The sequence below is a fragment of the uncultured Clostridium sp. genome (assembly GCF_947039605.1).
Taxonomy (GTDB): Bacteria; Bacillota; Clostridia; order Clostridiales; family Clostridiaceae; genus Sarcina.
Genome location: NZ_CAMQZG010000018.1, coordinates 56895 through 71550 on the forward strand (window position 1 = coordinate 56895; position 14656 = coordinate 71550).

Annotated in this window: 21 protein-coding genes; 20 read left to right on the top strand and 1 reads right to left on the bottom strand. The window is 29.5% G+C overall.

Annotated elements, in window-relative coordinates:
* Nucleotides 1-97 precede the first annotated feature (97 nt).
* Entirely contained in the window at nt 98-664 is a 567-nt protein-coding gene (locus Q0V24_RS08655; protein ID WP_297520478.1) for a hypothetical protein, read from the bottom strand.
* Nucleotides 665-974: 310 nt separating this feature from the next.
* On the opposite strand from Q0V24_RS08655, the gene Q0V24_RS08660 reads away from it, so the two are divergent.
* The 20 genes from Q0V24_RS08660 to Q0V24_RS08755 all read left to right on the top strand — a co-directional run.
* Nucleotides 975-1133 (top strand): hypothetical protein, encoded by a 159-nt coding sequence (locus tag Q0V24_RS08660; RefSeq protein WP_297520480.1) that lies wholly within the window; start codon nt 975-977, stop codon nt 1131-1133.
* Between the two features lies 1 nt (nt 1134).
* A complete protein-coding gene (locus Q0V24_RS08665; RefSeq protein ID WP_297520482.1) occupies nt 1135-1740 on the top strand; it encodes a tyrosine-type recombinase/integrase in 606 nt (201 codons plus the stop codon).
* A gap of 197 nt (nt 1741-1937) precedes the next feature.
* Entirely contained in the window at nt 1938-2120 is a 183-nt protein-coding gene (locus tag Q0V24_RS08670; RefSeq protein ID WP_297520484.1) for a hypothetical protein, read from the top strand.
* Nucleotides 2098-2565 (top strand): hypothetical protein, encoded by a 468-nt coding sequence (locus Q0V24_RS08675; protein ID WP_297520486.1) that lies wholly within the window; start codon nt 2098-2100, stop codon nt 2563-2565. Before Q0V24_RS08670 ends, Q0V24_RS08675 begins: the two co-directional genes overlap by 23 nt.
* 105 nt (nt 2566-2670) lie before the next feature.
* Nucleotides 2671-3060 (top strand): phage terminase small subunit P27 family, encoded by a 390-nt coding sequence (locus Q0V24_RS08680; protein ID WP_297520488.1) that lies wholly within the window; start codon nt 2671-2673, stop codon nt 3058-3060.
* Nucleotides 3053-4699 carry a terminase TerL endonuclease subunit gene (locus Q0V24_RS08685; protein WP_297520490.1) on the top strand — a complete coding sequence of 549 codons (1647 nt, stop codon included), beginning with the start codon at nt 3053-3055 and terminating at the stop codon, nt 4697-4699. Before Q0V24_RS08680 ends, Q0V24_RS08685 begins: the two co-directional genes overlap by 8 nt.
* Nucleotides 4700-4868: 169 nt before the next feature.
* On the top strand, nt 4869-6080 hold the full coding sequence (locus Q0V24_RS08690; protein ID WP_297520492.1) for a phage portal protein: 1212 nt from the start codon (nt 4869-4871) through the stop codon (nt 6078-6080).
* Nucleotides 6080-6697, top strand: a complete 618-nt coding sequence (locus tag Q0V24_RS08695; RefSeq protein ID WP_297520494.1) for an HK97 family phage prohead protease — start codon at nt 6080-6082, stop codon at nt 6695-6697. The genes Q0V24_RS08690 and Q0V24_RS08695 overlap by 1 nt, the downstream gene beginning before the upstream one ends.
* A complete protein-coding gene (locus Q0V24_RS08700; RefSeq protein WP_297520496.1) occupies nt 6698-7825 on the top strand; it encodes a phage major capsid protein in 1128 nt (375 codons plus the stop codon).
* Nucleotides 7826-7872: 47 nt separating this feature from the next.
* Nucleotides 7873-8157 carry a head-tail connector protein gene (locus tag Q0V24_RS08705; protein ID WP_297520498.1) on the top strand — a complete coding sequence of 95 codons (285 nt, stop codon included), beginning with the start codon at nt 7873-7875 and terminating at the stop codon, nt 8155-8157.
* Nucleotides 8158-8478, top strand: a complete 321-nt coding sequence (locus tag Q0V24_RS08710) for a phage head closure protein (RefSeq protein ID WP_297520500.1) — start codon at nt 8158-8160, stop codon at nt 8476-8478.
* Nucleotides 8478-8915 carry an HK97-gp10 family putative phage morphogenesis protein gene (locus Q0V24_RS08715; protein ID WP_297520502.1) on the top strand — a complete coding sequence of 146 codons (438 nt, stop codon included), beginning with the start codon at nt 8478-8480 and terminating at the stop codon, nt 8913-8915. The genes Q0V24_RS08710 and Q0V24_RS08715 overlap by 1 nt, the downstream gene beginning before the upstream one ends.
* A complete protein-coding gene (locus tag Q0V24_RS08720) occupies nt 8916-9263 on the top strand; it encodes a hypothetical protein (protein ID WP_297520503.1) in 348 nt (115 codons plus the stop codon).
* Between the two features lie 2 nt (nt 9264-9265).
* Entirely contained in the window at nt 9266-9883 is a 618-nt protein-coding gene (locus tag Q0V24_RS08725; RefSeq protein ID WP_297520505.1) for a major tail protein, read from the top strand.
* A 58-nt stretch (nt 9884-9941) separates the two neighbouring features.
* Complete coding sequence (locus tag Q0V24_RS08730) at nt 9942-10262, top strand: hypothetical protein (RefSeq protein WP_297520507.1); 321 nt, start codon at nt 9942-9944, stop codon at nt 10260-10262.
* Between the two features lie 95 nt (nt 10263-10357).
* Nucleotides 10358-10528, top strand: coding sequence for a hypothetical protein (locus Q0V24_RS08735; RefSeq protein WP_297520509.1), 171 nt, complete (start codon nt 10358-10360; stop codon nt 10526-10528).
* A gap of 13 nt (nt 10529-10541) precedes the next feature.
* Nucleotides 10542-13496: a phage tail tape measure protein gene (locus Q0V24_RS08740; protein WP_297520511.1), complete on the top strand. Its 2955-nt coding sequence runs from the start codon at nt 10542-10544 to the stop codon at nt 13494-13496.
* A complete protein-coding gene (locus Q0V24_RS08745; protein ID WP_297520513.1) occupies nt 13497-14183 on the top strand; it encodes a phage tail domain-containing protein in 687 nt (228 codons plus the stop codon).
* Nucleotides 14183-14446, top strand: coding sequence for a hypothetical protein (locus Q0V24_RS08750; protein WP_297520515.1), 264 nt, complete (start codon nt 14183-14185; stop codon nt 14444-14446). Before Q0V24_RS08745 ends, Q0V24_RS08750 begins: the two co-directional genes overlap by 1 nt.
* Before the next feature lie 18 nt (nt 14447-14464).
* Nucleotides 14465-14656, top strand: a 192-nt coding sequence (locus tag Q0V24_RS08755) for a hypothetical protein (RefSeq protein WP_297520517.1), incomplete at its 3' end; no start/stop codon positions are given.

Here is a 14656-nt window from a genome sequence, read left to right on the forward strand (position 1 = left end):
TTTACCATGAGAGGGGAGGCGGTACAAGTTAATAAAGTGTAAAGAGTCATGATGATAGCATTAGTGGTTCCATTTTAGTTTGAAGGAAGATTTTATATTATGGGATAATCCATAATATAAAATCTACTTTTTTAGTTGGACTAATTTTAACAGTTGGAAATTTTTTATCAAAGAGTTCTAACCACTGTTTACATTGTTTAGTTGATAAAAATTCTTTATAAGCTTTCTGTAAATTTAAGTACTGAGTACAAATAGCATTTTTATTTTTAATACCTGAGATATTAGGGATATCTAATTTATCACAAATTGGTGTATTTAAAATAGGATAGTCAGAATTTATGATTGCGAACATTTTTGTTATATATGCTTTTTGACATTTGTTAGTTTTGATTTTAAGGTCAATTATAGAGGCTTCCAAAGAAAGCTTAGATTTATTTTTATTATATTCTAAGAAATTTAAAAAAATTTGTTTTACTTCATTAGTACATCTATTCATATGACAAAATTTAAAGAAAATTTTAGAATAATACGTGTTTTTTGTTACATCATATGACCTGAGGTTTTCAGCTAAAAATTGAAAGTTTTTAATTTCATCTAAAAGAGTTGGTGTATTTAAAGTAATTTTAACTATCGAGAGTGAATATTTTGAAAAATTTTGTATCATTAAATATCTCCTTTATAATTATTGTATTATTGTATTCTTACCAAAAATATGAAGATAAATTCAATATGAAGCAAAGAATATGAAGATATAAGGTAAAGAGATATTTTAAATTTATAAAATAGAAAAAGAGTAATTTTTTTAATTCCGAAGAAATTCCGTATTTTTTCCCCTTTTTTTGGGCTTTTATATATGTTATAGTGTAATCAGTTAAAAAAATATACTTTGTGAAAACAGGGATTTACAATATTAAAAGAGTTTAGGTGTGTGCTATGCCTGGGCTCTTTTTTTATACTTAAAAAGGGGTGAGTTGATGTTAATAAAAGAAATGTTAAAGCAACAACAAGCAGAAGTTCATAGAAGGTTGAAGGTAAGGACAGTAAGTGAAAGTTTTAAAAAATCAGATTATGAAAATATGATGAAGCATAGTAGTTACAAAAGAACTCGTGGAGGTATAAGGCAGGTGAGATGATGTGGGTAAAAAAAGGGCATCAAAGCCTATAAAAAATAGAGAGAGTGTTTTAGATATACAAGATTATTTAAAATGCAAAAATGAAAGAGATTATATTTTATTTTTAATTGGAATAACAACAGGATATAGAACTGGTGATTTAATTAAATTAAAAGTTAGAGATATTAAAGAAGCACTAAGAAGAGGTGAGTTTAATATTTATGAAGGTAAGAAAATGAACTCTAGAAATATAAGAGAAAAGAATAAGAAGTCTAGAATTGTTGAGTTGTTGCCAAGGTTATCTAAAATTCTTAAAGAGTATATAAATAATAAAAAGGATTATGAGTATCTTTTTAAAAGCAGAAAAGGTATTAATCAAGCAATAGGTGTACAGGCTGTGAGTAATATATTAAAAGATGCAGCAGAATACTTTGGGTTGTATGATATAAGTGCACATAGTATGAGAAAGACATATGCATACAAAATCTATGTTGATAGTGGCTGTGATATTGTGGCGGTAAAAGAGTTATTAGGTCATAGGAGCATAGAGGAAACAAAACTTTATATAGGATTAGATAGAGAAAAATATCATCAATATAGCAGAGCATTGAATGACTTTGTTAGATGATATTTTTTTTATTTGATTATGAATGTTTAATTTCTGAGTCTATAAATATTGATATGTTAAATATAAGTATGTATTAGTAGTAGGAAGTTTTCAAAATGAATGTGTGATTCCCTATACAAACCAAACATTCAAACATATAAAACACGAACGTTTTTTATATAGAAAAGTAAGTAATCATATCATAAAGGAGTTAATAAGTGGTAGTTATAGATAATGATTTAATTGCTGAGGTAATGATAAGTAAATTGTGTAGAAGAGACATATACCTAATAGATCATAAGACTAATGAGAAGATAGCGATAGATGATGAACTAAACAATAGTATTAAAGATTACTATGAGAGGAAAGTAATAGAGCATGGCAATAAAGAAGTTATGTAGTAGAACAGGGTGTCATAGGGTATTGGATGGAGATACAAGGTATTGCATTAAACATAAGGATAGTGATAAGGAAAGATATAGAGAGTATCAACGGAAGAGGTTAGAAGATAAGTACCAGAAGAAGTACCAAGAGTTCTATAACTCTAGTGAGTGGAGAATAGCAAGGCGAAGTCTTATAGCGGCAGTGTGTGGTATGGATATCTATGAGTACTATACAACTGGTAAGGTAGTTGCTGGTGAAAGAGCACATCATATCATTGAGCTTACTGAAAGTTGGACCAGTAGATTAGATGTAGCTAACCTTATCTACCTTACAGAGAAGAACCATAGGTTGATACATGCAGCATATAATAGGAACTCTAAAAAAAGAAAATTAACACAATTTAACTTGCTTGAAATGAGAGATAAGTTTTATGAGGAGTTTGGGATGGCAGGGGGGATATAAAAACTTTTAAGGGGAATAAAAAAAGTCGCGATTAAAAGTAAGCGTGAGAAATTATGCAAAATTTCACTATAGGGGGTCGTAGATTTTAGAGGAGGCGAACATTAAATGGCAAAGAAAATTATATGTCCTAAATGGCTTGATGATGAAGGTATTACTGAATGGAAAAGAATAGTTAAACTTCTTGAAAAAGAAAATAAAGATTTTACTCATAAAGATATTAAAGCACTTGAAGGATATTGTGCAAATTATTCAAAGTGGAAAAGGTGCGAAGAATTACTTTTGAAAAAAGGTTTTTCAATGGTAATTAATGAAGAAGGCTATGAGCAGCAAAGACCAGAAGTTGCAATTGCTAACAAAGCACAGCAAGAAATGAGAAGTTGGATGAAAGAACTTGGAATAACACCAGCGTCAAGGGCAAGAATGACAAAGACTTCACCACAAAATTTAAATAATCAATATGATGAAGAAATGGAAGATATGGTTTCACATGGCTAAAGCAAAAATTAAAGTTGAAAATCTAGTGTTAAAAGGTTGGATACAAAATTTAAAATCTAAGTGGGATAGTGATTTATATTACTATGATGAAGTTGAGGCTGAAAAAATCTATAGGTTTATTAGAAAATTAAAAAATGATAGAGGAATGTCTAAATTTTTTGAACTTATTCAATTTCAGTTTGAGATTGTAACTGAAATTCTTTGTGTAAGAAGAAAGGCCGATAATCTAAGAAAGCATAGAGAAGCACATATTAATATACCTAGAAAAAATGGGAAATCATTTTTAGTAGCAATAATAGTAACTTACTTATTCTTTTGTCAGCAAGGGATATTTGGAGCTTTATTTATATTAACTGCTAATACTACTAAGCAAGCAACGGAATTGTATAATACAGTAGCTCATTTTGTTAGAACTAATAAAACTTTAAAGAAATATTGTAAGATAACAGATAGTACAAAGACAATTGTAAGAAAAGATAATAGAAATAAACTTATGATTCTATCAAGTGATGCAGATAATGCCGATTCTTTTAATGATTATGTGGCTTGTCTTGATGAAATACATCAAGCTAAAAATGACCAAATGTATGGAAAGCTTAGAACAGGACAAGGTACATGGATTGAGCCTTTACTAATGACTATAACAACAGCTAGTTCAGGTGAGAATCCCGCTAATCTAGAGCAACAACTTTATGATATGAGTAAAAAAATAGAAAGTGGAGAGGAAGAAGATGATCCTACTTTCTATCATAAAATTTATGAAGCTGATAAAGGGTGTGATGTTCTAGATGAAAAGCAATGGTATCAGGCTAATCCAGCATTAGGTATATTCAGAAACTTTGAAGATTTAAAAAACCTAGCTAAAAGAGTTAAATTGATGCCACTTCAAGAGAATATGTTTAGAAGAATGTATTTAAATCAACATGTAGCATTAGATAGTGAAAAAGGTGCCATTAATATGGACCTATGGGAATCTTGCACTAGAAAAGTTAAGTTAGAAGAATTAAAAGGTTTGAAATTCTGGGGCGGTTTAGATTTATCATCAAAGAATGATGTAACTGCTTTTGTTTTAGTATTTTATGATGAAGAGAATGATAAGTTTATAGTTTATCCTTTATTATTCACACCTAAAGATACATTGGTAGATAGGGAGTTCAAAGAAAGTATTCCTTACTCATATTGGGTAAAAAAAGGTGACCTAATAGCATTAGAAGGTAAGTATGTTAAATTTAATTCTGTATTAGATAACTTATTTGATTTAGACAATGAATTTGAAATAGTCGAAATAGGTTTTGATAGGTGGGGTTCCCAAACAATAATAAATGTACTAGAAGATAAATGGGATATCATTCCGCTTGGTCAAGGAAGTAAAACAATGACTCAGGTAATTAATGATTTTGAAAATTTATTAATAGATGAAAGACTAATTATTGCTGATAATGAATGTTTTAAGTTTATGGCTAAGAATTGTATTGCAGTTATAGATGATGCTATGAATGTTAAATATAGTAAAAAGAAATCGAAGTTTAAAATAGATGGAATAATAGCAATGCTTATGGGTTTATTATTAGCTATTGAAGCTAATGATGTAGATCATTATGATTCAGTTGCAGCATTAGATAAAGCTGATTGGGGGTAATTAAAATAAAAAAGTTTTTTAGTAAGAATGTATTAGCAGATTTATTGCTTGTAGGTTCTTTTTTTATCTTATTTTTTACAACTTTAAGTCTTAATAAATATATAGCTTTATATTTATTAGCAATAGGAATGTTAGGAGGTAGTTATTTGATGATGAAAGGGGATAAATGATGTTTGCAAACAGATTATTTGAAAAAAGAGAAGTAAATACAAGTTATTCAGATGCAGAAAAATTATTTTTGAAATTTCATAATTTTGATACAGGATTATCAGGAGATGCAATTAGAGAAACAACTTATTTTACATGTATGAAAATAGTTACTGAGGCAATTGCAAAAGTACCATGTTACTTGTTACAAGGCTTAAATGATGGAGATACTAGAGCGTCTAATCATTATATTTATGAAAAAATATGTTTAAGACCTAATGAATATATGAGTGCAATAGATTTTTGGAAAGCTATGGAGCTTAATAGGCAACATAAGGGAAGAGGTTGTGCTTATATAGAGCGTGATAGTAAAGGGAAAGTTTTAAACTTTTGGCCAGTAGAGTTTAAAAGACTAATTATTGATGATAAAGGACTTTTAAATTCAGACCTTAAAAATAAAATTCTAGTAGAGTTTAAAGTACCAGGTAGCAATAAAACTGAAACTTGCTTATACAAAGATATACTAGACCTTAAAAATTTCTCAATAGATGGTATTAATTCAAATGCTAATAAAGAGATGATTAGAGATACTGTAAATACAAATATAAAATCACAAAAATATTTAAATGCTTTATTTGATAATGGACTAACTAGCAAAATGGTTGTTCAACTGACAAGTGATATAAAAGAAGAAAAAGAATTGAAAAAAATTCAAGCTAAGTTTGATAGGTTATATTCAAGTACTGGAAGGGCCTTTACTATTCCAGCAGGATATAATGTTCAAGCATTAAACTTATCTTTAAGTGATGCACAGTTTGAACAAATTAGAAGAATGTCTATAAGTCAAATAGCAGCAAGTTTTGGGATTAAGATGTTCCAACTAAATGATTTAAAAGATACCAATAATAATTCATTAGAACAACAGCAACTATCATTTTTAATTGATACGTTGCTTATTTTATTTGAAAGCATAGAGCAAGAGTTAGATTGGAAGGTACTCACACCAGTAGAGAGGATAAATGGTTATAAATTTAGATTTAATACTAATGTAATGCTTAGAACTAATGCAGAAAGTCAGGCAAATATACTTAGTAAGTATGTTGCAGGTGGAATATATACACCTAATGAAGCAAGACTTATGCTACAAAAACAAAAACTTGCAGGAGCAGATGATCTTATTGTTAATGCAGGAGTTCTCAAAATTAAGGATATTGGAAAGGGGGTGAAAGAATAATGAGTGAAAAAAGAGAAGTAAGACATTTTTCTAACCTTAATATTGAAGTTAGGGCAGATACAGAAGCAGAAAAAAGAACTATAGGTGGATATGCAGTTAAATATAATTCACCTACCTTAATTGTTGATAGATGGGGAGATAAATTTTTAGAAGAGGTATCGGCAGGTGCTTTTGATGAAAGTTTAAAAGAGAATAAACAAAAGGCTTTATGGAATCATGAAAGTGGTAAGCCACTAGGTAGTGTTAAAAGCAATACACTTAGATTTAACTCTAATAGTGATGGGTTAAATTATGACATTGATGTACCTAATAATTCATGGGGAAATGATGTTTTTGAAAGTGTTCAAAGAGGTGATGTTGATGGTTCGAGTTTTGGATTTACTTGCTTAGAAAATAAATGGTCTAAAGTAATGCACGAAGGTGAAGAAATTTACAAAAGAAGTATTATAAAAGCAGATTTATTTGAGGTAAGTCCTTGCACATTCCCTGCTTATGATAGTAGCGAAATAAGTTGCAGAAGTTTTGAAACATTAAAAGAGGAAATGAAAAAACCAAATACAGATTTAGAAGTTGAAAGACTTAGAAATAAAATATTAAAAATGAAAGGTGGACTTTAAATGAAAGATAAATTATTAAAATTATTAAAATCTAAACAAGAATTAAGAAGCAAGTTAGCTAATACAGCTAATACTACTGATGATGTAAAGGAGTTAAGAAGTATTAACTCACAAATGGAGACGTTAAATTCTGATATAACTGGTATTGAAGAACTTATTCGAGATGAAGAACAAAGAGAAAGGGAAGAAGCAAAAACAGATAAAGCTATTTTAGCAGGACAGGCTCAAAGAGGTATAGAAGGAAATAAAAATGGTGAACTTAGAGCAATAGCAAAAATGCTTATGAAAAAAGAACTAACAGAAGAGGAAAGAGCACTTGTTACTCTAAGTGGTAATGGAGCAGCTATGCCAGAAGGTTTTATAAATGAATTGTTAGTTTTAAGAAAAGGATATCCATCATTAAAACCTTATTGTCATGTTATACCAGTAACAACAAACACAGGAAAAATGCCAGTAGCAACTCTTGGAAATAATAAATTAGTTAAGTTAGTAAGTGGAAAAGCAATTGGAGAAGGTGCAGCAGCTACCACTCAAATATCTTATTCTGTTGAAGACTATGGTAAAATAATTCCAATTGAAAATTCATTAACTGAAGATGAAGTTGTAGGGATTATACAAAATATAATAACACCAGACTTTGCAGAAGGTGCAGTTTTAACAGAAAATGATGAGATTTTAAATATATTAACAATAAATGCTACAGGAGAAATAGTTACTGATTATATAGGGCTTGAAAATGCTATTGATAGTTCATTGCCAACTGTAAAAGCAGGACTTATAACAGTAACTAATGTATCAGGGTATTGTTATTTAAAATCATTAAAAGATAAAGAAGGAAGAAGTTTAAATCTTATTACTAATATAGGTGGGGTAGATTATTTCAATGGAAAACCTTTAGTAACGCTTGATGATGAAAGTTTAGTAGCAAGTGAGGGGAACTTATTATATTATATTGCAAATTTAAAAGAGCTTATTAAATTCTTTGATAGAAAAACTTTAGAAATTGCAACATCTTCAGAGGCTTTATTTGATTATAATCAAACAGCAGTAAGAGCTGTTGAAAGGTTTGATGTTGTTAAAGGTGCGGAAAGAAGTGCTAAGAAAATAGAATTTCCTAAGCCAATTTAATATTAAAGGAAGAGGACTACGGTCCTTAATTTATTAGAGGTGTATAAATGTTAGATATAGATAATGTTAAGTCATATCTTAAAGTTGATTATTTAGATGATGATGATTATATAGAGAGTTTAATACTTGCAAGTAGCATATACATTGAGTCTTGTGTAGGGAATGAATATCTAGTTGATGAAAAAATGGTGAAATTAGCAGATTTACTACAGTCAAAGTTAATAAGTGATATGTATGAAAATAGAGGAACTATAATAGCTGCTAATTCTAAAAAAGATATAATAGTAACTACTATATTAGATAAACTAAGTAATTTTTATGGTGGTGAATAGATGGATACTAGAATTGAGATTAAGAAAAGAGAAAAGGAAATAATTGATGGTAGATCTAAAGAAAATTTGAAACCATATTATAAATGTTGGTGTGAATTATTAGAGTTATTTGGTAAAGAATTGTATGAAGCTATAAATATTAAGTATGAAAATACTTTAGTGTTTAAAGTTAGATATTGTAAAAAAATTAAAGAAATGAGGAAAAGTAATAAATCTGATTTTTTAGTTGTTTGCGATGGAATAGAATATGATATTTATCAAATTGATTTTAAGCAAAATAAAAAAGATTGGGTATACCTTAAAGCTAAGATGGTGATTTAATGTTTAATATGAAATTTGAAGGCTTAGATGAATTAATAAAAGAGTGTACAAAATTAGCTACTGGTAAGGACCTAGAAAAAGTTGATAGAGAAATTGTAAAAGAGGGTTCTTTAATTGGTCATAAAGAAGCTGAAAAAAGAATTCATAAGAGTATAGACCCTAGTAAAAGTGGTAGAAAAGGCTCTAGAACAGGACAACATGGAAGGGATAATATACCTATAACATCTATTAAGAAAAAGAATGATAGGGTATTTATTGTTGTTGGATGGGAGAAATCAGATGATTCACCTTATTTTTATATGAAAATGGAAGAGTGGGGAACATCTCATAGAAGTGCACATCCAGCATTTTTACCAGCTGCTGAAGTAACCTATAAAGAATTGAAAAAAATAGGGATGCGAAAGTATGAAAATTTACTAAAGGAGTTATTAGGATAAATGGATATAGTAAAAAAAGTTTATGATACTTTAGTCAATGCAGGTATAACAGTACCAGTACAATATGGATGGTATGATAAAAATATAAATGATACTCATATAACTTACTTAATAATTTTGGAAGTACCAGAGTTTGAAAGTGATGATGATATAGAAATGTTGTGTATTCATATTCAAGTTGATATTTGGAGTAAAGATGATGATATAAAATTAAAAAGAAATGTTAGGTCAGCTTTGAGAAAGGCTGATTTTATTTTTACTGAAAATAAAGATGATTATGAAATAGATACTAAGCTATATCATAAAGCTATGAGGTTTAAAATTTTAATTGATGATACGGAGGAATAAAAATGGCAAGAAGAGTTGGTTTTAAAGATGTATATGTTGCGATTGTTACAAAAAATGATTTTGAAAGTTATACAGCAGAAGCACCACAAAAATTATTTAAAGCGGTAACAGGAAAGATAAGTGTTAAAAAAAGTTCGGAAAAAATATACTCAGATGATTCAGTAGAGGATATTTTATCAGCTTTAGAGTCTATTGATGTAGAACTAGAAGGTGATGGATTATTATTAGCTATTAAAGCAGCTATAAGTGGTTCTAAATTGATTAAAGGAATGCTTATAGAAAATAAAGATGATGCAGCAGTTGAAATTGCATTAGGCTTTAGAGCTAAAAATTCAAAAGGTAAATATCAATTTGTTTGGTTATATTGTGGTAAGTTTGATGGTGATGATGAGGATGAATATGAAACACAAGGTGAAAAGATAGCAGCTCAAACAAAATCATTAAAGGGAACATTTTATGCAAGAACAATAGATGGTACTTATAGAGTTAGAGTGCATGAAGATGAATTAGTAACAGCAGATACAGAGGCTAAAGAGATAATAAAAACTTGGTTTTCTAGTGTGCCAGAACCATTAAAAGAAACACCAGAGGTATTGAAAAATAAAATAGAAGTAATATAAAATAATCAAAGTGAAGATAGCATTAGTGCTATCTTTTTCTACTATTAGGAGGAGTTTTATGAAGATAATAGTTAAAGGTAAAAATTATGAGTGTACTAAAATTGTAGGTAGAAAATATGATAAGTTTTGCGATGTAATGCATGACATTGATACTAGACAAAGTGAAAGTAATACAGGGTTTAATAAAGATGATATGGCATTAATGAGAGAACTTATAGTAGATCTATTTGATAATAAATTTACAAGTGATGATTTATATGATGATTTAGATGTTTCAGAATTAGTATTTAAATTTTTAGAGGTTCAGGCAGAGGTAGAAAGCAAATTAAATAATAAAATTGAGAAAATCCAAAAAAACTCAGCAAGCAAGAAGAAATAGAAGAAGATAATTCTTCTTGCTGTGGTTCGTTCTTTGATGATTATGATTTAGAAAATGGATATGTAGAAGAAGAGGAATTGCTAACATATTGGCAAATGAAAAAGAAAATACTTCACACTATATACAAATTTGCTATATCAAGATGCAAAAATAGTTTTTTTGAATGTTCAGAAATGAATTTAGAACAATTTTGTGACTATATGTGTTTTGAATTACAATCAGATAAAGAAAATGATGAGGGCGTTGATATGGATGATAACTGGTAAGGAGGTGTAGATATTGGCAGGAGCTAGTCTTACCATAGGTGCTAATAATTCAACCTTTAGAAAAGCTATGAATGAAATAAATAGTGAGCTTAAAGGGGTACAATCTAACTTTAACTTAGCATCAACTAAAGCTAAACTATATGGTACTGAAACAGATAGACTTAAAGTTAAACAACAAGAACTTACAAGTAAAATGAGCTTACAAGGAAAACAAGTTACTATTATTAATAATAGAATAAATTCTTTGAAGCAAGATAGTGCTAAGTATGGTCAAACTCAACAAGATTTAACGAAAAAAATAGATGATACAAATAAAAAGTACAAAGAATCTGTTGCAGAGACAGGAAAAAGTAGTACTGAAAGTAAAAAACTTAAAGAAGAAATTGCTAAATTAAAAGAAGAGTATGGGCAAAATGAAAAAGCAATAACTACTAATAATAAACAACTTCAAAATGCACAAATACAATTAAATAATACTGAAGCAGCTATATTAGAAAATGAAAAAGCACTAGCAGATATGAATAGAGAGATTCAAAATACAAAATTGGATAACTTAGCAGATAAATTTGATAAAGTATCAACTGCAACAGGAAATGCAAGTGATAAATTGAAGCCAATTAGTACAGCTATAGTTGGAATAGGAACTGCAAGTGCAGTAGCTAGTATTAGTTTTGAAGATAATATGGCAAAGGTGAGTACGATAGCAGATCATACTGTTGTTAGTTATGATGATATGAAAAAATCTATATTAGATTTATCAAATCAGACAGGTATATCAGCAGCCGCGATTGCAGATGATGTTTATAATGCTATTTCAGCAGGTCAATCTACTGGAGATGCAGTTAATTTTGTTACTGAGAGTACAAAACTTGCTAAAGCTGGTTTTGCAGAATCAGGTCAATCTCTTGATTTACTTACAACAATTATGAACTCATATGGAATGGAAGCAACTGAAGTTGGAAAAGTTTCCGATATGTTAATACAAATTCAAAATAAGGGTAAAACTACGGTAGCTGATTTATCTAGCACAATGGGAAAAATTATTCCAACCGCAAATTCAATGGGAGTTTCATTAGATCAATTAGGTGCAGGGTATGCACTTATGACATCAAAAGGAATTGCAACCGCTGAAACTACAACTTATATGAATAGTTTACTTAATGAGCTTGGGAAAACAGGTACAAAAGCTAGTAAAGGATTGAAAGAAGGTACAGGGAAAAGTTTTCAAGAGTTAATTAAATCAGGAGTTCCACTTGGTGATGTTTTAGTAATGCTAGATAAAGAAGCTAAAAAAAACAATTTAAGTTTAGCTGATATGTTTGGAAGTGCAGAAGCTGGAAAAGCTGCTCTTGTTCTTGTTGGAAACGAAGGAAAAGATTTTAATGGTTTATTAAAGGATATGCAAGGAAGTCTTGGAGCTACTAATACAGCTTTTGAAATTGTTGATAATACAACAGGCAGTAAATTAAAAAAGTCTTTAAATCAAGTTAAAAATACAGGTATTGCAATGGGAGATACATTAGCACCAGTTATAACAATGCTTGCTAATGGCTTTTCAAGTATTACGACTGTTTTAAGCTCATTAAGTACAACTCAATTACAAACTATAGCTGGAATAGGAGCAGGCGTAGTAACTATTAATTTAGCATTAGGAGCGTTTAGTAAACTAACAGGTGGAATAAGAAATGGAATTAAAGCTTATAGAGATATAAGGTCAACAGGTACTAAAGCAATTGAAACAATATCAAACTTTGGAACTAAGGCACTAGAAGGAGCTAAATCGGTAGGTAACTTTGCTTTAAATCTTGGAAAAGCAGCTATACAATTTGGAAAAACAGCTATACAAACAGGAATATCAACAGTACAATTCATTGCTCATAAAGTAGCAACTCTTGCAGGAACAATAGCAACAAATGGACTTGCATTAGCACAAGCAGCTTTGAATTTTATAATGAGCCTTAACCCTATTACATTAATAGTTATTGCTATAGGAGCACTTATTGCAGCAATAATTCTACTTTGGAATAAATGCGATTGGTTTAGAAATTTAGTTACACAAATGTTTGAAGGATTAAAAATAGCTTGGAATGCAACAATAGAATTTTTCAAGGGTATTTGGAATGGTTTTGTAGCAGTTTGGAATGTAGCAGTTGAGGCATTTAAAGTTGTGTGGCAAGGCGTATGTGATTTCTTTAAGCTAATTTGGCAAGGTGTGTGCCTTTACTTTGAAACATTGTTTAATTTTTGGAAAGGGGTCTTTAATACTGTCGTTGAAGGGATAAAGCTTATATGGAATAGTGCTTGTACTATAGTGAAGAGTGTTTGGAAAGGTGTTTGTACTACATTTAAAACACTTTTTGAAGGGTTTAAAACAATTTTTACAACTATAACTAATGCATTGAAAAGTATTTGGAAAGGTGTTTGTAGTATATTTTCAAGTGCTTGGGATGGTGTTTGTAATGGAATAACCAGTGTTTTTACAGGTGTTAAGAATACAGTGGTAGGAATTGCTCAAAGTATGACTAATACAGTTATAAGAGCGATAAATTGGTGTATAACTCAACTTAATAAAATCAAATTTAGTGTTCCAGATTGGGTTCCACTTATTGGAGGGAAATCATGGGGTGTCAATATACCTAAAGTTAGTGAGGTAAGTTGGCTATACAAAGGTGGAATAATAAGTAGTCCTACTGTTATGGGGAATATAGGTGTTGGAGATAAATTTCAAGGAACAGGAAAACAAGCAGAGGCAATAATACCACTTGAAGTAATGTATAGCAAAATAAGAACTATACTTGGTGATGTGGTTAATGGTCCCAAAAATTCTAAACAAATAGTTAATGGAAATAGTGATATTATTCTTCAGATAGAGAATTTTTATAATAATAAAGATACAGATGTAAGAGCACTTATGGAAGAAATGGAGTTTTACAGAAAGCAAATAGCATTTAGAGGGGGAGGAAAGTAAGTGGGATATTTTATTTTTAATGGTGTTGATAGTAGGGATTTTAAAGGATTAGTTGTTAATAAGTTGCCAGATATAATAAAACCTAGTGAAAAAGTAGAAAAATATGACTTGCCAAGTAGACATGGAAATATGGTTATTCCAACTGGTTTTTTTGAACAAGTATCAAAAAAAATAGAATGTACTCTTAAAGATCCTAGGGATATAGATAAAATTATAAGATTACTTAATGGGAGTGGTGAATTTATTTTTAGTAATCAACCAGATAGATTTTATAAAGCAACAATAGTTAATGCAATACCATTTGAACGTATAATTAGGCAAGCAAGAAGATTTATTATTGAACTAGAATGTGAGCCTTTTGGATATTTAATAGGTGGAAAAGAATTAATAACTATTACAGAACCAACTCAAATAGGGAATAAAGGTAATTATGAAAGTGAACCTATAATTACGATTTCTGGGAGAGGAAATGTTGGAATTGTTATAGGACAACAAAATTTCACTTTAGAAAATATTGTTGATAATATAACCGTTGACACCCCATTACTAGAAGTTTATCAAGGCGTGAATGTACTTAATAAAAAATTTAGAGGAGAATTTCCTATTATTCCATTAGATGATTCATTAATAAGTTGGACTGGAGATGTTTCTAAGATAGAAATAATAACTAACTGGAGGTGCTTATAATGAGTAATGAATTAAATATACCTAAAGCAGAGCTAACTGACAAATTTAAGTTAGCTCATTTTCAAGAGGATTTTAAAGCTATATTAGCTTTGGCTCTAACAGCTTTATCTAAACCTAAAAATATAACATTTACAAGAATGAATGAAATGGATGTTCTTTTAGATAACGGTAGACTTATTCAGTATAGATTTGAAAGAAATGGACAGCAAATAACTAAAATAATAAATTTAACTGAAAATAAAGAAACAATTATAGAATGGTAAGAAAGGTGGAATTTAAATATGGCATATGCACAAGTTAAAACAATGAAATATACAACATGGAGCTATTTAGAGTATGCACATCATGTTGTCGACAATTTATTAGTTGCATTTGAACAAGTAGGTATTATCGCAAATATTAAAAAGTTTGATTCTGAAACTAATTTAATTAATACTACAACTGTAGCAAATAATAATATGCCTAGTTGGATA